Genomic DNA, 18058 nt, shown 5'->3' with positions numbered 1-18058 from the left:
CGGAGAAAAAACATTACGGTTAGCGCGACCAGAACAACATATGAACCTTGTAGATAGGTTGTCAGCATCACCGCAGCGTGCTCCTTTCAACCCCCGAGTTTTAGTCGATATATTTTTTCGTGCTGACTCACCGTCGCATCGACGGAATAACGATCGATAACGATACGCGAGCGAACGTCGCGGCGCTGCGCGCTTTCGGGCAATTGCTCCACTGCGCGACGCAATCCGTCCAGCAGCGATCCCGAATTCTTCGACTCGACGAGCAAGCAGTCGGGCATGCCTTCGAGCGCTTCGGGATTGCCGCCGACCGAAGTGGCGACAACCGGCAAACCGGACGCGAGCTTCTCGAGGAGCGCATTGGAAAAACCCTCCTCATGGGACGCCATGACGCCGATATCCATCGCGTACAACAGTGTCTTTACATCCGAACGCCGGCCCAAGAATTTGACCCATTGCGTCACGCCGAGCGCCTGCGCTTGCGCCGCCAATGACGCGCCGATGCCGCGATCGTCGCCGACGAGACACAACGTCACATTGGCGCCGTCGCCTCGCAACTTGGCAAATGCCTCGATGAGTTCAGCGTGCCCCTTATAGGGAATCAGATTGGCGACACAAACAAGCGCGATATCGTCTGCCGCAAGCGACAGTTGCTCGCGCAATCGATGGCGCAGCCCGACGATATCGTCCGGTACCGAAAACTGCAAGCCGTTGTAAATCAGTGCGAGCTTCTCGCGGGCAATGCCGTCGCGTGCGACGGTATCGTCGCCCACCGCGGCCGAATTCACGGTCACGATCGTCGAGCAGGCATTCGCCATTCGATCGAACCAGGGCCACCACGGATGGCGATCCTGGTGCAAGCCTAACGCGCGCCGCGACGTGACGACGACACGAATTCGCGCGAGCTTGCCCGCGACGGCGCCCATCAAATTCGTGAGCGGCAAGAATGCGTGAACCACATGCGGCCGCTGGCGGAGCAATAGCGTGAAAAGGCGCCATTGGGCGCGCGCGATCAGCGCGATCTTGCGTGCCCGCCCGCGCGCCGACGAATCGTAGCCGCCCAGCAGCACGCGCACGCCGCCCGATTCGAAGCGCGAACGCAGGTCCCCGTCTTCGAGGGCGTAGAGGGAGACGTCCCATCCTCGTCGCACGAGTTCGGTCGCCAGCAAGGCCATCTGCGTCTCCGCGCCGCCTACGGCCATCGAACCGATAACGAAAGTGATCCGTTGCGCTTTGCTGTCTTTGTTCATAAGAAAAGAATGCGAACCGGCTCCTAGCCGGGCAAACGGGACGGCTCGCGCCGAGCCGCGACATCTTCGCAAAGCGTCTGCCATTGGCGATACACCGCTTCACGCGAAAAACGTTCGACCACGCCGCATGCCGCAGCGCCCAAGCGCACGCGCAACGGTGCATCGGCAGCCAAACGCCGCAATGCCAGCGCAAGCGCGGCAACATCCTTGTCGGGCACGAGCAGCCCGTCGACCCCGTCACGAACGATCGCGGACGGTCCGCTGTCGCAGGCGAACGCGACGCTCGCCGCACCGCACTGCATCGCCTCGATCAGCACGTTCGGAAAGCCCTCGTAGCGCGAGGACAACGCGAAGATGTCGGCATGACGCAACCATGCGTCCGGCTCGCGCGTGCGGCCCGGCAAAAGCACCTGCGATGCAAGGCCGAGCGCACGAGCCTGCTCGGTCAACGCCGCGCGTTTGGGGCCCTCGCCAAGAATCACGAGCGTCCAGCCGTCGCGGGCCAACTCGGCTTGCGCGAAAGCCTCGAGCAGCAGGTCGAATCCTTTTTCGTCGCTCAATCGCCCCATCGCAACGACGACGGGCCCCTGCGGCATCTGCGCCGGGCGCGTCGCGTCAGCCGATGCAAACGCTCTCACGGCATTGGGAATGACGTCGATCTTCGCGCGCGGCATCGCACGCTTCGCCCATTCGCAAACCCCGTCCGTTTGCACGACGACGCGCGCCGCGAGCGGATAGCTCCATCGGCGCAACCGTTCCCATGCGCGTCCGATGCGATGGTGGCGCGGATCGGTGCGCTCGGATACGACGACCGGAATGGACGTCCCGATCAGCGCGGCGAGCACGCGAATGTTGGTCATGTCGATGAAGCTGACGACGACGCCCGGATTCGCCGCTCGCACCGCGCGGCGAATGATCGACAAACGCCGGAACGTATTGACGATCCTTTGGACGGCCGAGGCCGAATTCCACATGATGTTCGCGCGCACGCGTTGCACACGAGGATCGAGGCCGTAGAAGTCTTCGCCGTCGCCTTCGAGCGTCGTGAGCGTGACCCGGTGGCCGCCGTCGCAAAGGAACGACGCGAGCTCGGAGATGACGCGCTCGGCGCCCCCGCCGCCGAGGCTCGACACCAGCAGCATTACGTGCGGCTTTGACATGCCGGATCGGTATTGAGCACCCATCTCGCGCCGCCGCCGAGCTTTGCGCTGGCCACGAACAAGACGGTGAAAACTACGCCGCGCAGCAACACCGCGAGCGTCGAATTGGCGGACGGCAGAACGTGCTGAAGCGCGAGGTCGGCCGCCACCGACGGCAGCGTCCACAGCGCGCAACGCACGATCGACTCGACTCGGCGGGGAAAGAGTCCCCCCTGGCCGAATTCGCGCCTAAAGCAAAACAGGAAGAACACGAGGACGCACACTTGCGTGCCGAGCGGCGCCAGCAATACGGCCGAGAGTCCCGACGTGCGATAGCCGATCAAGCAGAAGACGCTCGTCGCGATCAGCGCGACCAGGGATGACATCGACAACAGTTGCGGGCGCAGCTTCGCTTGATACAGCTTCGCGAAAAACGTCGCGAGGCCAAACGGAAACAGCGACAGCGTCAGCAGCAACCACGCTTGCCCGACGCGCTCGCCTAGCGCGTGATCGAAGTGCCCGCGGCCGAGCAGCGTCAACACGACGGGCGTACCGAGCAGCCAGACTCCCGCGGCGACGAAGACGCAAACCATCAACGAGGCGCGGCCGATTCTCCACAGCAGACGGACGATCTCATCGCTCTCGTTGCGGGCCAGCAGCGCGGCGAAGCGCGGCAGCAGTACCGTGCTAAGTCCGATGATCAGCACTTGAGTCGCGGCACCGTGCAGACGCGAAGCATAGCCGTAAAGCGCGACGGCCCCTTCTCCGAGCCGTGCGCACGTCATCTGAATGATCATCGTGGTGCCGTTCGAGAACACCACGGCAGGCATGATGGGTAACGCGAGCTTGAGCGTCGCTTTCACGTCGTCGGTGAAATGCAGCGCCTCCCAGGCGAACCCGAGCCGGGCCCGGCGCATCGCGACGAGCAGCGCGCCGAATTGCACCGCGCCGCCGAGGAGCAGCGAAATGACGAGCGCATCGAGATCGCGCGTGGGCCACACCCAGAGCGCGGCGGCCGAAACGATCGCGTTGAGCACCGGTGCAGCCGCCGCGGCGCCGAAGCGACCATGACAGTTGAGAACGAGCCCCATGTAATCGGAAACGATCGTGAGCGGCAGGGACCACGCTGCGATGACCATGGCCGCTTGCGTCAGGTGCAGCGTCGTGGCCGTGCTCGCCGGAACCAGCGTCCCGGCCACGAGCCCGCGCGAGACGACCAGCACTGCGGCAAGGGATGCGCCGATCAGCAGGACCAACTGCCACACGGCGGTACGAAATCGCGTGGCGGCTTCGGCCGACTGCGTAAGCCGTTCCATATAACGGCCGACGAAACCCGACTGCAACCAGCCGCCGACGATCCCGGCGATCATCACCGGGACGACGAGCGCGAGGTTGTAGGCGTCGACGACACTCGAGGCCCCAAAGATATCCGCCATGATGGCGGTTCTAACGAAGGCGGCGATTTGGGCAAGTATGGTGATCAACGTCACCATACGTACATTACTGAGCATTCGCTTCCCCGGTTGCTCCGCGAGGGCGACGCCGGTTAGGCGTCGCTGCGCTTTGCACCCAGACTGGCGACATACCAGCCGATTGCCTCTTTCAGCCCTTCGCCGATGCGGTGCGAGGGGTCGTAGCCGAGCAGCGTGGCCGCTTTGCCGATGTCCGCCATCGAGTGACGCACGTCGCCCGCGCGGAAATCGCGGTACTGGACCTTGGTCGTCGTGGGGCAGCCGTAGTCGGCAAGATTGGCGACGATCATCTCGAACAGCTCATTGAGCGTCGTGCGATCGCCGACGGCGACGTTATAAACCTGGTTGACCGCCTCCGGGTTTTCCGTCGTCGCCGCGAGCAAGTTCGCTTGCACGGCGTTGTCGATGTAGCAGAAATCGCGGCTCGTTTCGCCGTCGCCGTTGATGAAGACCGGCTCGTTCTTGAGCAACGCCGAGATCCATCGAGGAATGACGGCCGCGTACGGGCCGTTCGGATCCTGCCGGCGCCCCACGATGTTGAAGTAACGCAAACCGACCGACTGGAGGCCGTAGACCCGGCCGAACACGTCCGCATACAGCTCGTTCACGAGCTTGGTCACGGCGTACGGCGACAGCGGCTTGCCGATGCGGTCTTCCACCTTCGGCAACCCCGGGTGATCGCCGTAGGTCGAGCTGCTTGCCGCGTAGACGAAGCGCTTGACCTTAGCATCGCGCGAGGCGACGAGCATGTTCAAGAAGCCGTCGATGTTGTTCGCATTCGTGCGAATCGGATCCTCGATGCTGCGCGGCACCGAACCGAGCGCCGCCTGATGCAGCACATAGTCGACGCCGTGCTCTTCGCCCGCGGACGCCCACGTCATCGCGCGACGGCAGTCATCCAGGTTTTGGATGTCGCCGCGAATGAAGGTGAAGTTGGCCCATTGCTCGGGCGCAACAAGTGCCTGAACTTCGTCGAGGTTGCGCTGATGCCCGGTCGCGAAATTGTCGAGGCCCACCACGCGTTGCCCGAGGCGCAACAGCGTTTCGAGCAAATTGCTGCCGACAAAACCCGCGCAGCCGGTCACCAACCAGGTTCCGCGCCGCTCGGTGAGCGACGCCTTCAAAGCTTCGTATGCGTTCATCGTGTACAGGCGCAGGGTTACAGGCGCAGATCCGAGTCTGCTGCGTCAAGGACGTACTTGAGGTCGTACAGGACATGCTCGGCCTTGCCGAACTTGCGAATATCCTTGCCCATTTCGCGGAATTGATCGTGCGAAACGGCGAGAATGATCCCGTCGTAAGCGCCTTGCTGCGGGTCCGTCGTCAGCTTGAGCCCGTACTCGTGCTCGGCTTCGGCGGTATCGGCCCACGGATCGTAGACGTCGACCGTGCAGTTGAACTCGCCGAGTTCCTTGACGATATCGACGACGCGCGTGTTGCGCAGATCCGGGCAGTTTTCCTTGAACGTCAGCCCCATTACGAGAATGCGTGCGCCGTTCGCGTGAATGCGGCGGTGCGAGAGCGCCTTCATCAGTTGGCTCACGACGTACCGGCCCATGCTGTCGTTCAAGCGACGGCCGGCGAGGATGATCTCGGGGTGATAGCCGATCGACTGCGCCTTGTGCGTCAGGTAGTACGGATCGACGCCGATGCAGTGCCCGCCCACCAGACCCGGACGGAACGGCAGGAAGTTCCACTTGCTGCCGGCGGCCTTGAGCACTTCTTCCGTGTCGATGCCCATCCGGTTGAAGATCAGCGCGAGTTCGTTGATCAGCGCGATATTCACGTCGCGCTGCGTGTTTTCGATGACCTTCGCCGCTTCGGCCACTTTGATGCTGCCTGCGCGGTGCGTACCCACCGTCACGATCAGGTTGTAGACCTGATCGACGATATCGGCGACTTCGGGCGTCGAGCCCGAGGTCACCTTCTTGATCGTCGTCACGCGGTGCACCTTGTCGCCCGGGTTGATACGCTCCGAGCTGTAGCCGCAATAGAAATCCACATTGAATTTCAGGCCGGATACGCGCTCCAGCACAGGCACGCAGTCTTCTTCGGTACAGCCGGGGTAGACCGTCGATTCGTACACGACGATATCGCCCTTCTTCAGCACGCTGCCGACGGTCTCGCTCGCCTTGATCAGCGGCGTGAGATCGGGTTGCTTATGCTCGTCGATCGGCGTCGGCACCGTAACGATGTAGAAGTTGCACGCCTTCAGATCTTGCTTGTCGGTCGTGTACACGAGGTGACGCGCATCGGCCAGTTCCTCGGATGTCGTCTCGAGCGTGAAATCGTGACCTTCACGCAGATCGGCAATCCGCTTCGCGTTGATATCGAAGCCCACGACGGGGCGCTGCTTGCCGAATTCGACGGCCAACGGCAGACCCACGTACCCAAGGCCGATAATGGCAAGCTTGACATCCTCTAGATTCATCGACAACTCCACCAAACCAGTCTTCAGATAATTAGGTAAATGACGCAAAATCACATGCGCGCGGCCAATCGATCCGCGGCAAATCAACGATAAGGATGAGTCGGCTGAAGAAGCTGCAAGACGACTTGCGAGCGAATGATCTAAGTTGCGCCGACAACTGATGGGTCCCGTAATGCCTACGGTGCGGGCAAACGATGTTTATTTGCACCCGACGCTCCCGAGACAGAACCAGGCCCCATTTCTCCTGAATTTTCCTGTATTCTTCGAACCTGCTTTCACGCCCTTACAGCGGGCGTACACATAGCTTTTTTCGCTTGTGCGGCGGCCAACGAGAATCGAATTCGGCAAATGCGGCCCCCACCGAAACCCGTTCGCGACCGGCCAACATGGTAGCACATCGCCCGCACCCCGCCACCACGATGTGAAATCCGCCCCATCGCTAGCCGGGGTCGCGCATTCGCTCGAAAACGTCGTCCAAGATATCTTCCATCGCCGCGTCCCAGGGCTGACGCCACAAGCCGAAACGCCGCTCGAAGGCGGTGTTGTCGAGCACCGAATTGGCGGGGCGGCGCGCCGGCGTCGGATACTGCGCCGTGGCAATCGGCTCGACCGAGCGCGCGCGGATCGCCTCGTCGCCCAGCGCTCGCCGCGCCGCTTCGACGATCCGGGACGCGAATCCATGCCAGCTCGTGCTACCTTCGGCGGTCAAATGAAATAAGCCCTGCTCGAATGTCGAGCTTGCGCGTTCGGCCATCGCTTGACGTATGGCATGGGCGCTCCATTGCGCGATCGCCCGAGCGCTTGTCGGCGCACCCGTTTGGTCCGATACCACGTTCAGCGTTTCGCGCTGCGCCGCCAGTCTGAGCATCGTGCGTAGAAAGTTGCGCCCTCTCGGCCCATAGACCCAAGACGTCCGGAAAACAAGCCAGTCGCCGCCCGCCGCGGCAACCGCTCGCTCGCCTTCGAGCTTGGTGGCGCCGTAGACGCCGAGCGGGTTCGGCGCGTCGGTCTCGAGGTAGGGGCGCGGCTTCGTGCCGTCGAAAACGTAATCAGTGGAGTAGTGCACGAACAGTGCGCCCGCCTCGCGGGCAGCTTCGGCCAAGACACCGACGGCCTCGGCATTGACCGCCCGCGCGCCGGCCTCGTCCTCTTCGGCCTTATCGACCGCCGTATAAGCGGCAGCGTTGACGAGCACATCCGGTTTAGCCGCCGCCACGACGGCTTTTAGCGTGTGCGGCTGCGACAAGTCCGCGCGCGCTCGGTCATGCGGCAACACTTCGCCGAGCGCCGCGAGGGACCGCGTGAGCTCCCAGCCCACCTGCCCCTTCGCACCCGTCACCATGATCCTCATGCGTACACCTCGGCATCGGCCAGGCGGCACCCTGCCTCGTCTTTCGCTGCCACTTGAGGGGCACCCTCGAGCGGCCAATCGATACCGAGCACCGGATCGTTCCACAGCAACGTGCGCTCGTGCTGAGGAAACCAATAGTCGGTCGTCTTGTAAAGAAATTCGGCGCCGTCGGAGATCACGTAAAAACCGTGCGCGAAACCGGGTGGCACCCACATTTGCAGCTTGTTTTCAGCCGACAAGCGCGCGCCCGCCCACTTCCCGAACGTCGGCGAGCCTCGGCGCATATCGACTGCGACGTCGAACACTTCGCCGCTGACCACGCGCACAAGCTTGCCCTGGGCGTGCTCGATCTGATAGTGCATGCCGCGCAGCACGCCCTTGCGCGAAAACGAATGATTGTCTTGAACGAAGCGCACGTTCGGATCGATGGCCTGCTCGAACGAGCGCGCGTTGAAGCTTTCGAAGAAAAAGCCGCGGGCGTCCTCGAACACCCTCGGCTCGATGAGCTTTACGTCGGGCAACGACGTGTCGATAACTGATATGTTCACGCGATAGGATCCGTCAGGAGATTGCGAAGATATTGTCCATACGCATTCTTCGATAGCGGCGCCGCCAGTTTCTCGAGCTGCTCCGCGCTCACCCATCCGCGCCGGAAAGCGATCTCTTCCGGACATGCCACGACGAGCCCCTGGCGCTTTTGCAGCGTCGCGATGAACGACGCGGCCTCGATCAGCGAATCGTGCGTGCCGGTATCGAGCCACGCGTAGCCGCGCCCCATGATTTCGACGTTCAGCGCCCCGTCGGTCAGGTATCGGGAATTGACGTCGGTGATTTCGAGTTCGCCGCGCGCAGAGGGCTTGATGTCGCAAGCAATGTCGCACACTCGCTCATCGTAGAAATACAACCCCGTTACGGCATAGTTCGAGCGCGGCTTGAGCGGCTTCTCTTCGATCGACAAGGCTGCGAAGCGCTTGTCGAATTCGACCACGCCGTATCGCTCGGGATCGTTGACGTGATAGGCGAACACGGTCGCACCCGACTCGCGCGCATTCGCTCGGTCGAGCTGCCCGGCAAGATCGTGTCCGTAGAAGATGTTGTCGCCCAAGATAAGCGCCGACGGATCGCCGCCGATGAAGTCGCGGCCGATGATGAATGCTTGCGCGAGCCCATCGGGCGATGGCTGCACGGCGTACTCGAGATTCATGCCCCAATGACTGCCGTCGCCCAGCATCGCCGCAAAACGCGGCGTATCTTGCGGCGTGGAGATGATGAGCACATCGCGGATGCCCGCGAGCATCAACGTCGACAGCGGATAGTAGATCATCGGCTTGTCGTAGACGGGCAGCAACTGCTTCGACACGACATTGGTGATCGGATAAAGCCGAGTGCCGGAGCCTCCGGCCAGAATGATGCCTTTACGCGACATGGGGCGCTCTCCTCACACGCGCTTCGTGTAGTTGGTTTCCACCCACTTGCGATACTCGCCCGAGGCGACCTCGTCTACCCACGCTTGGTTGTCGAGATACCAGCGCACGGTTTTCGCAAGCCCGGTCTCGAACGTTTCCGCGGGTTTCCATTGGAGCTCGCGCTCGAGCTTGCGTGCGTCGATAGCATAGCGCCGGTCGTGGCCGGGACGATCCTTGACGAACGCGATTTGGTCGCGATACGAGCCTTGCGCCTTCGGGCTGGCAGCGTCGAGCAAATCGCAGAGCGTTTCCACCACCTCGATGTTCGCCTTCTCGTTCCAGCCGCCGATGTTGTACGTCTGCCCGGGCTCGCCGCGCGCCAACACTTCGCGAATCGCGCTGCAATGGTCGCTCACATAGAGCCAATCGCGCACGTTGCGGCCATCGCCGTACACGGGCAGTGCTTTGCCCGCCAGCGCGTTGGCGATCATGAGCGGAATCAGCTTCTCCGGAAACTGATACGGGCCGTAGTTGTTGGAGCAGTTCGTCGTAAGCGTCGGTAGCCCGTACGTATGGAAATAGGCGCGCACGAGATGGTCCGAGCCCGCTTTCGTCGCGGAATAGGGACTGTTCGGCGCATACGGCGTGGTTTCGGAAAACTGCGGATCCGTCGGCGAGAGCGATCCGAAGACTTCGTCGGTCGAGACGTGCAGGAAGCGGAACGCCTCGCTTGCCTCGCCGTCGAGCGACGCCCAGTAGCGGCGTGCGGCCTCGAGCAGCACGAAGGTGCCCACGACGTTCGTCTGGACGAAATCCGCCGGCCCGTGAATCGAACGGTCGACGTGACTCTCGGCCGCGAAGTGCACGACCGCGCGGGGACGATGCTTCGAGAACAACGTGTCGAGCGCCGCCGCATCGCAGATATCCACGCGCGCGAAGACGTGCCTTGGATCCGCTTGGAGCGACTCGAGCGTGCGCAGATTGCCCGCATAGGTGAGCTTATCGACGTTCAACACGGCTTCGTCTGCGCCGCGCAGCCAATCGAGCACGAAATTTGCGCCGATGAACCCGGCACCGCCCGTTACGAGAATCATGAAGTTCCTATAGGATAAGCGTGGCCTAAAAACGAGCCGGACCGCGACCGACAAGCCCGCCGTTTGCGGCAGCTACCGCAAGCCGCGCTACCCGTCGCCGTCCAAGAAGCAATCGCCATGCGGCCGCTTCGATGCCGCCAATTATACGGCGCCGCCAGCGCTATTCGGCCAGCTTTACCGCTTGCCTTCGTCCCCGACTTCGATGAACGATCACGTCTCTCGCACTCCCTTCGCCTTCGGCGACCTCCAAGGCTGCCATGCCCCGCTGCGGCGGCTGCTCGACACGCTGCCTCCAACGCCCGAAACGCCGCTATGGTTTGCCGGCGACCTCATCAATCGCGGCCCCGATTCGCTCGCCACGTTGCGCGAGGTGATCGGTTTCGGAACCCGTGCACATGCCGTGCTCGGTAACCACGACCTGCATTTGCTCGCGGTTCACGCCGGTATCCGCAAGATGAAGGACAGCGACACGATCGCCGACATCCTCGCGGCGCCCGACGCGCGCGCGCTGCTCGAATGGCTCCGCCACCGTCCGTTCGCCCATTATGAAAACGGCATGCTGATGGTCCATGCGGGCGTACTGCCCCAATGGGACCTGACGTTGACGCTGGAATTGGCCGATGAACTGCAACGCGCGTTGCGCGCCGCCGATTGGAAGGAAACCCTGGGGGAGCTCTACGGCAACGAACCGCGCCGCTGGACGCCCGATCTCAAACGCAAGGATCGAATGCGCGTCGCCTTCAACGCGCTCACGCGGATTCGCTTTTGCACGCCCGACGGGTCGATGGAATTCGCGTCGAACGGCGGGCCCGCTTCCGCGCCGGAAAATTATCTTCCCTGGTTCGACGTGCCTGAGCGCCGCACTCGGGATCTCACGGTCGTATTCGGGCATTGGGCGGCGCTTGGGCTCATGCTGCGCGACAATCTGATCGCCCTGGATTCTGGTTGCGTATGGGGCAATCGGCTCTCCGCCGTCCGGCTCGCCGCCGACCCTCGGCAGCGCACCGTCATCCAGGTCGAGTGCGGCGAATGCTCGGGCGCGGGACGCGGCGACTGAACCCGCGCTCGGATCGCGGCCAGCGTGGCCTGTGAACGGCCACGCAACGTTTCATTGACGCGGCGTAAGCGCACCTTCGATCGCAGGATCGTCGCCGCTCTCGCAACCGTCGGCGGTTGCCGTGGGTACGGGGCCCGCGACATCGAGCGGCCGCGCCACTTGCGCTTGCAATTGCGCCAACCCAGCCCCCACCGCATCGCGCGCCGCAGCCGATAGCGCCCGCCGATCCGTCATTGGATCGATCGGCGCGCCCACGTGCAAATGCGCCGTAAACCGCCCGCCGCGCAACACGGCATTCAGCGACTGCACGAGCGACAAGTCGTCGATATAAGCCGGCACCGTCGACTGGCGCCCATCGCGATCTTCATACAGGATGCAAATCGGCTGCACGATACACTGCGCCGACACCGCTGCTTGAAACAGGTTCGCGTGAAACGGCAGCAGCCCGAGCCCATCCGAGGTCGTCCCCTCCGGGAACACGCAAACCACCCCGCCCGACGAAATGCGTTCGACGATTTCATGCATCGTGCGGTGCGCGTCGCGACGCTTCTCGCGATGGATGAAGATCGTTCCCAACCGATGCGCGAGCCAGCCGACGACCGGCCATCCGCGCACCTCGGCCTTGGACACGAACGGTGTCGGCCGCCACGCGTTGACGACGTAGATATCGAGCCAAGAAATGTGATTGCCCACGACGAGCGCGCCGTGGTCGATGCGCCGTTCGTCATGGTGCACGACAAGACGCATACCGGCGAGCCGGAGCATCTTGAGCGACCAAGCGCGATTGATCTCGAGCTTGCTCGCATCGGACATACTCGGGAAACGGACTGCGACGATCCACATCCCTCGCAGCAGATGCAAAACGAGCCGACATTTGGCTAGAGCAAGTTTCATCGCGATGGGCGGTTCATAGTTCGTTCGACGGACGTATCGCGCACCCTGGCGCTATGCCTGCTCGTAGGCCACGTGCCCTGCGACGATCGTCGCGCGCACACGCGCCGGCAGTTCATAGCCGAGGAACGGCGTGTTGTGCCCTTGGCTCTTGAGCGCGCGCGGCTCCACGCGCCAATAGGCATTGCGGTCGAACACGCAGACATCGGCCGCAGTCCCCGGTTGCAACGTACCCACGGGCAATTTCAGCACCTTCGCGGGCTCGCAGGTGATCCGCCCAAGTGCCCGAGCGAGCGGCAGCTTCGCTTCGTCGGCCCACTTGATCGTCAGCGAGAGCAGCAGTTCGAGCCCCGTCGCACCGGGCGTGGCCTCGGCGAACGGCAACAATTTTTCGTCGTCGTCCACGGGGGTGTGCGCCGAACATATCGCGTCGATCGTGCCGTCGGCGAGCCCCGCCCGAATCGCTTCGCGATCGCGCTGCGTCCGCAGCGGCGGATCGAGACGGAATTGCGAATCGAAGTAGCCGATATCGACGTCGATCAGATGAATGTGGTTCGCGGTGACATCGCACGACACCGGCAAGCCCTCGGCCTTCGCCTCGCGCACGAGCGCCACGCCTGCCGCCGAAGACAAATGCGACAAGTGCACGCGCGCACCCGTCGAGCGGATCAATTCGAAAATCGTGTGCAACGCGATCGTCTCCGCCGCGACGGAGACACCGGATAAGCCCAGGCGCGACGCGACGGCACCGCTGGCGGCCACCCCACCCTTGGCGAGATACGCGTCTTGCGGACGCAACCATACGGTATAGCCGTGCGTGCTCGCGTATTGAAGCGCGCGCAGTTGCACTTGCGTATCGACGATCGGCGAATCGGCCTGCGTGAAGCCGACGCAACCGGCCTCCGTCAGCCCGACCATTTCGGTGATGACCGATCCCTTCAGGCCGACCGTCAACGCGCCCAACGGGTGCACGTTCGCGCGATTGAGCTTGCTTGCGCGAAACTTAAGCATCTCGACGAGGCCGGGCTCGTCGAGCACCGGATCCGTATCGGGCGGGCATGCAAGCGTCGTCACGCCGCCCGCCATCGCCGCAGCCATTTCGGAATCGAGCGTTGCTTTGTGCTCGTAACCCGGTTCGCGCAGCCGCGCCGACAAGTCGACGAACCCCGGCGCCACGCAAAGCCCGTTCGCGTCGATCGTTTTGTCCGCCTTGAAATCGGCGGGCGCCGCGCCGATCGCGGCGATCTTGCCCTCGGCAACGAAAACGTCCGCCCGTTGCTCGGTGCCCGCTTGCGGGTCGATCACCGTGCCGCCTTGGATATGAATCTTCATGCGCTGCCTTTGTTCTCTTTGACGTCGCCGCCGCTTGGCGTCGCGACACTGCCCGTTCAGTCGTTGTTGCCGGCGACGATGCTCATCACGGCCATGCGCACCGCGATCCCGAACGTCACTTGATTGAGAATCACCGATTGCGGGCCGTCGGCCACTTGCGAATCGATTTCCACGCCGCGGTTCATCGGGCCCGGATGCATGACGATCGCATCGGGCTTGGCACGCGCCAGCCGCTCGGGCGTCAGCCCCCAACTCTTGAAGTACTCTTGCGCCGATGGGAGCAACGCACCGCTCATACGCTCGTTTTGAAGACGCAGCATGATCACGACGTCGACGTCTTTCAGCCCTTCGTCGAGGTTGTGATAAACGCGCACGCCAAGCTCTTCCAACCCGCCCGGCAACAGCGTGCGCGGGCCGATGGCACGCACTTCCGGCACGCCGAGCGTCGTCAACGCGTGGATGTCGGAACGCGCCACGCGCGAGTGCAAGATATCGCCGACGATCGCCACGCGCAGATTCGTGAAATCGCGCTTGTAATGGCGAATCGTGTACATGTCGAGCAGACCCTGCGTCGGGTGCGCATGACGCCCGTCGCCCGCGTTGATCACGTGCACGTGCGGCGCGCAATGCTCGGCGATGAGGTACGGCGCGCCGCTCGATGCGTGACGCACGACGAACATGTCGGCGTGCATGGCCGACAAGTTATTGATCGTATCGAGCAGCGATTCGCCCTTGCTCGTCGAGGACGCATTGATGTTCAGATTGAGCACGTCGGCCGACAAGCGCGTCGCCGCGATCTCGAACGTCGTGCGCGTACGCGTCGAATTTTCGAAAAAGAGGTTGAAGACCGACTTGCCGCGCAACAGCGGCACCTTCTTCACCTCGCGATCGGTCACGCTCACGAACTGCTCGGCGGTATCGAGGATATGCGTGACGATCGAGCGCGGGAGCCCTTCGATCGTCAGCAAATGCTTGAGCTCGCCGTTCTTCGTGAGCTGCGGGTTGCCCTTGAGGAAGCCGTAGCGGAAGCGCTCGGCGGATGCGGACTCGCCGCCGTGATCGGCACGGCCCGGGGTGACGGTGTTCATGGTCGGTCTAATTCAAACATGGAGGACGTAGCGCGTGCGGGCACGAAGGCCGCTGCGCTTCGCCGAAAAACAAATGCGGCAGATCAATCGCCACGCGCTTCGGTGCGGAACGTGAATCGCATATCGCCGCCCCGCTCGAGTACAAGCGTCATATCGGCAGGCACCTCGGCACGTGCACCGACGAATCGCGCCTCGATCGGCAACTCGCGGCCGCTACGCTCGGCGAGCACGGCAAGCTCGATCGCAGCCGGGCGGCCATAGTCGTAAAGCTCGTTGACGGCCGCACGCACGGTCCGCCCCGTATGCAAAACGTCGTCGACCAGGACGATACGGCGACCGTCGACGTCGAATGGCAGCGAAGTCGGGCTCGCTTGGCTATGCAGCCCTTTTTTAGCGTAATCGTCGCGATGCAGCGCAACGTTCACGACCCCGAAAAACTTGGCGCCCAGATCGGCGGCGAGACGCTCGACCAGCCATGCGCCGCCGCTGTGAATACCCGCGAGAACGGGGCCGTCGGCAGCGCCGAACGATGCGCCGTATGCGTCGCGAATCTGGGCGAGGAGCGTCGCGTAAGACGCTTCGGCATCAATGGGACTCATCAAGAAAGCCCGTCCAGGTACTGTTGAAGGATGATGCGTGCCGCCTCGGCATCGCGCATGTCGGCTGCAACGCCGCTGTCGCGCATATCGAGATCGGCCGCAACCGAACTGTAGCGCTCGTCGACCCAGGCAACGGGCAAATTGAAACGCCCATTCAACTGATTGCCGAAGCGCTTGGCTAGCTGCGTCATTTCGTGCGGCGTACCGTCGGGATGACACGGCAGGCCGACCACGAGCGCGTCCGGCTTCCATTCGCCGATGAGTTTGCCCATGGCTTCGAAGCGAAACTCGCGATTGCGGTTAGGTACGACGGCGAGTGCGCGCGCGTGTCGCGTCAGAGCGTTACCGATCGCCACGCCGATACGTTTTTCACCATAGTCGAACGCAAGCAGCGTCGCCTCACGCCCAACGGCTTGTGTCATGCGTGACCCGCGTCGCCCGAGAGCATCGACGGCGTGACGCCAAGTAGCGCCAGCGCGGCTTCGAAACGTTGGTCCGCCGGAACGTCGAACACGATCTTCGGATCGGCTTCGACCGTCAGCCATCCATTGCGGGAGATTTCTTCTTCCAATTGCCCCGCGCCCCAGCCCGCATGGCCTAGCGTGAGCAAGAAACGATGAGGACCCTTCCCGCTCGCGACGGCTTCCAACACGTCTTTCGACGTCGTCATTTCAAGCCCGCCCGTGACGGCCATCGACGACGTGTAGGCGCTTCCCTCGACGGGTTCGTGCAACACGAAGCCGCGCTCCGTTTGCACCGGACCGCCAAAGTAGACGGGGACGTGAAGAAGCGGCTCGATTTCGAGCTTCAGGTCGATGCGACTGAACAGCGATTCGAGATCGATATCGGTCGGCCGGTTGATGACGAGGCCGAGCGCACCGCGTTCGCTGTGATCGCAAAGGTAGACCACCGTCCCTGAAAACGTGGGATCCGCCATATTGGGCATGGCGATCAGGAACTGGTTGGTCAGGTTGATGCGATCGTTACTCTTAGGCATGGTTCGAATTTTAGCAAAGACGGTGCACGTTGGACGCCGCGTATGAGCGCCGGCACGCAAGACAGGCTACAGATCGTGAACGGCGCATGCTTCGCGCCCGCCCGCGGTTGCCTCATATTTCCCGCACTCTATCACGCATGCCCGCCGCGTCCCGTGCCTTCGAGCCGTTCGGACAAGGAGTCCGGCCGCGACGGCACGCCGCACGCGGCTACCCGGCAGCGCCTTAGCACGCGAATGCAAAGCGAGTGGCGATGCGAAGTATGTGAATGCTTAAGAGACGGAGGACGACGAGGTCGTATCGGTCGCCGGAGCGGCACGCTCGACGGCTTGCACGAGCAACGCGAGCGGCACCGCCGAATCGGGCGGAGCAAAGCCCGCTGCCACGCGCAAAAGCATCGCGCGCAACGCTTCGCCGGCTTGCTCCATCGGACGTCGCGCCGGTGCCCATTGCGCCGATCCGATGCGTGCCGCATATGCATGGCGGCGCCAAGCAAGGCCGAGCGCATCGGCCAGCAATGCAACATGGCCGAGGCCGAGCGCCTGCGCCGCGGCGCCTAGCCGATAAGCGGCCTGTCCGGCGTGCTCCGCAGCGGCCGCATCGGGTGTCGCCGCGGCGAATGCCGCGTCGGTGCCGACCGAAAGCGCAGCCATCGCGGCATCGGCCGTTTGCAGGAAATCCTCATACGCGAAGACATTCACCGATAGCGCGCCTAGGTCGCGCGCAACGCCCGAGCCACCCGTTGTGTCGCCACCCGCCGCCGTCTCGGCATCGGCCGCGCTTTGTTCCCAAGCTTGCTCGGACGCCTGCGTCGCCGCGACGTGCCAATCGACCGTCAACCCGTAGTCATGCAGCATCTCGACCGCATCGGCATCTTCCGCCGCCGCGCCGTATAGCGCGTAATCGCGCCACAACAATGCGAGCGCCGAACGGACGAAGGAACGCGGCGCCAGTGGCAGCCCGTGGCCTTGCTCGGCAAGCAAAAGATTGCATCGCGCATAAAAGCGCTTTGCCTCGGGATCGCCGGCTTGCGCGCGACCGTTCACGCGCAAAGCGTGCGCGCATGCGACCGCCAGACGCCATACGTCGTAGGTATCGTCGCCGCAGAGCTCGGCCATGCAGGCGTCGAGCTCGTCGAGCGCCGCGCCTACATCCTCGTGTCCCTTGAGCACGGGCAGCAGCGCTTGCTCGTACCGAGCACGCAGCAACCCCAAAGACGCAGCGGACGACGCGCGAAGCGTTGCCGGAGCGATCGGTCGTCCCGCCAAAGCGAGATCCTCGAATGCGACGACGTAGCCTTGCGTATGCCGCGCGACTTGCGCGTTCAGTTCGCGATAGTGCGCAAAAAGCGTGGGCGAACAGGCCAGCTCTCTTAGATTGCGACGCGTCAGCGCCGCGTGGAAATCGGTCAGCGCCGAGCGAAACCGCGGCGCGAATTCGTCATTCGCATAGGGCGAAACGAGTACGAGGGCATCGACGAAACGCTGCGAGGCCAGCCAACCGGCTTGGCGCAATGCCTGCGCAGCCCGCAGCAACGGACCGACGACCGCCAGTTGCGCCTCGCTGGCATGCCGAGCCTCCACCAACGCGGCTTCAGCCTCCGGAACGGCGGCGCCGCGCGGATTGGGCAAGGCCTCGAGGCTCGGTAAATCGACGGTTGTCATGGCGTGGGAGCATGCAAAGCGGCCCGAACCGAAAAGCTCGGGCCGCCTCGGCCGCAGGTCAGAGCTGGACCATCTCGAAATCTTCCTTGCGCGCACCGCATTCGGGGCACGTCCAATTGATCGGAACGTCTTCCCAGCGGGTACCCGGGGCAATGCCTTCTTCAGGCAGGCCAGCCTCTTCGTCGTAGATCCAGCCGCAAATCAGGCACATCCACTGTTTATATTCCATTCTTGTATCGCGTTGAAAGATCCGTTGATCAAAGAGCCATGATGGTACCGTTTTTGAGGGATG

The 18058-nt window shown here is 63.2% G+C and carries 18 protein-coding genes; 1 reads left to right on the top strand and 17 read right to left on the bottom strand.

What is annotated here, in order from left to right; all coding sequences use genetic code 11:
* Positions 1 to 86: 86 nt before the first annotated feature.
* The 9 genes from AB1286_RS16745 to rfbB all read right to left on the bottom strand — a co-directional run bounded on the left by AB1286_RS16745 (position 87) and on the right by rfbB (position 10140).
* A complete protein-coding gene (locus AB1286_RS16745) occupies positions 87 to 1247 on the bottom strand; it encodes a glycosyltransferase (RefSeq protein ID WP_430364313.1) in 1161 nt (386 codons plus the stop codon).
* 23 nt (positions 1248 to 1270) lie between these two features.
* On the bottom strand, positions 1271 to 2407 hold the full coding sequence (locus AB1286_RS16740) for a glycosyltransferase family 4 protein (RefSeq protein ID WP_430364312.1): 1137 nt from the start codon (positions 2405 to 2407) through the stop codon (positions 1271 to 1273).
* Complete coding sequence (murJ, locus tag AB1286_RS16735) at positions 2389 to 3822, bottom strand: murein biosynthesis integral membrane protein MurJ (RefSeq protein WP_430364311.1); 1434 nt, start codon at positions 3820 to 3822, stop codon at positions 2389 to 2391. The genes AB1286_RS16740 and murJ overlap by 19 nt, the downstream gene beginning before the upstream one ends.
* Before the next feature lie 110 nt (positions 3823 to 3932).
* The gene (locus tag AB1286_RS16730) at positions 3933 to 5000 is read right to left on the bottom strand and encodes an SDR family oxidoreductase (protein WP_430364310.1); all 1068 of its coding nucleotides are present in this window, start codon (positions 4998 to 5000) and stop codon (positions 3933 to 3935) included.
* A 17-nt stretch (positions 5001 to 5017) separates the two neighbouring features.
* Positions 5018 to 6289 carry a Vi polysaccharide biosynthesis UDP-N-acetylglucosamine C-6 dehydrogenase TviB gene (gene tviB, locus AB1286_RS16725; RefSeq protein WP_430364309.1) on the bottom strand — a complete coding sequence of 424 codons (1272 nt, stop codon included), beginning with the start codon at positions 6287 to 6289 and terminating at the stop codon, positions 5018 to 5020.
* A 439-nt stretch (positions 6290 to 6728) separates the two neighbouring features.
* Positions 6729 to 7640: a dTDP-4-dehydrorhamnose reductase gene (rfbD, locus tag AB1286_RS16720; RefSeq protein WP_430364308.1), complete on the bottom strand. Its 912-nt coding sequence runs from the start codon at positions 7638 to 7640 to the stop codon at positions 6729 to 6731.
* Positions 7637 to 8188 (bottom strand): dTDP-4-dehydrorhamnose 3,5-epimerase, encoded by a 552-nt coding sequence (gene rfbC / locus AB1286_RS16715; RefSeq protein ID WP_430364307.1) that lies wholly within the window; start codon positions 8186 to 8188, stop codon positions 7637 to 7639. Before rfbC ends, rfbD begins: the two co-directional genes overlap by 4 nt.
* Positions 8185 to 9066: a glucose-1-phosphate thymidylyltransferase RfbA gene (gene rfbA, locus AB1286_RS16710; protein WP_430364306.1), complete on the bottom strand. Its 882-nt coding sequence runs from the start codon at positions 9064 to 9066 to the stop codon at positions 8185 to 8187. The genes rfbC and rfbA overlap by 4 nt, the downstream gene beginning before the upstream one ends.
* A 12-nt stretch (positions 9067 to 9078) precedes the next feature.
* On the bottom strand, positions 9079 to 10140 hold the full coding sequence (gene rfbB, locus AB1286_RS16705; protein WP_430364305.1) for a dTDP-glucose 4,6-dehydratase: 1062 nt from the start codon (positions 10138 to 10140) through the stop codon (positions 9079 to 9081).
* A 202-nt stretch (positions 10141 to 10342) separates the two neighbouring features.
* Here rfbB and AB1286_RS16700 point away from each other — a divergent pair, with 202 nt between their 5' ends.
* On the top strand, positions 10343 to 11197 hold the full coding sequence (locus AB1286_RS16700; RefSeq protein WP_430364304.1) for a symmetrical bis(5'-nucleosyl)-tetraphosphatase: 855 nt from the start codon (positions 10343 to 10345) through the stop codon (positions 11195 to 11197).
* A 51-nt stretch (positions 11198 to 11248) separates the two neighbouring features.
* On the opposite strand, the gene AB1286_RS16695 is transcribed toward AB1286_RS16700, so the two are convergent.
* The 8 genes from AB1286_RS16695 to AB1286_RS16660 form a co-directional block, all read right to left on the bottom strand.
* On the bottom strand, positions 11249 to 12091 hold the full coding sequence (locus AB1286_RS16695) for a lysophospholipid acyltransferase family protein (RefSeq protein WP_430364303.1): 843 nt from the start codon (positions 12089 to 12091) through the stop codon (positions 11249 to 11251).
* 51 nt (positions 12092 to 12142) lie between these two features.
* Entirely contained in the window at positions 12143 to 13420 is a 1278-nt protein-coding gene (locus tag AB1286_RS16690) for a dihydroorotase (RefSeq protein WP_430364302.1), read from the bottom strand.
* A 56-nt stretch (positions 13421 to 13476) separates the two neighbouring features.
* Positions 13477 to 14508 carry an aspartate carbamoyltransferase catalytic subunit gene (locus tag AB1286_RS16685; protein ID WP_430364301.1) on the bottom strand — a complete coding sequence of 344 codons (1032 nt, stop codon included), beginning with the start codon at positions 14506 to 14508 and terminating at the stop codon, positions 13477 to 13479.
* Between the two features lie 83 nt (positions 14509 to 14591).
* Positions 14592 to 15107 carry a bifunctional pyr operon transcriptional regulator/uracil phosphoribosyltransferase PyrR gene (pyrR, locus tag AB1286_RS16680; RefSeq protein ID WP_430364300.1) on the bottom strand — a complete coding sequence of 172 codons (516 nt, stop codon included), beginning with the start codon at positions 15105 to 15107 and terminating at the stop codon, positions 14592 to 14594.
* Entirely contained in the window at positions 15107 to 15529 is a 423-nt protein-coding gene (ruvX, locus tag AB1286_RS16675; RefSeq protein WP_430364299.1) for a Holliday junction resolvase RuvX, read from the bottom strand. Before ruvX ends, pyrR begins: the two co-directional genes overlap by 1 nt.
* Positions 15526 to 16104: a YqgE/AlgH family protein gene (locus tag AB1286_RS16670; RefSeq protein ID WP_430364298.1), complete on the bottom strand. Its 579-nt coding sequence runs from the start codon at positions 16102 to 16104 to the stop codon at positions 15526 to 15528. The genes ruvX and AB1286_RS16670 overlap by 4 nt, the downstream gene beginning before the upstream one ends.
* 270 nt (positions 16105 to 16374) lie before the next feature.
* Positions 16375 to 17766, bottom strand: a complete 1392-nt coding sequence (locus AB1286_RS16665) for a hypothetical protein (protein ID WP_430364297.1) — start codon at positions 17764 to 17766, stop codon at positions 16375 to 16377.
* 58 nt (positions 17767 to 17824) lie between these two features.
* Positions 17825 to 17995 carry a rubredoxin gene (locus tag AB1286_RS16660; protein WP_102648300.1) on the bottom strand — a complete coding sequence of 57 codons (171 nt, stop codon included), beginning with the start codon at positions 17993 to 17995 and terminating at the stop codon, positions 17825 to 17827.
* Between the last annotated feature and the right edge of the window lie 63 nt (positions 17996 to 18058).

Origin of the sequence: Trinickia sp. NRRL B-1857, assembly GCF_050470685.1 — a bacterium.
Lineage (GTDB): Bacteria > Pseudomonadota > Gammaproteobacteria > Burkholderiales > Burkholderiaceae > Trinickia.
Note: the sequence above shows the minus strand (reverse complement) of the source record. Positions and strands in the feature narration are given on the sequence as shown.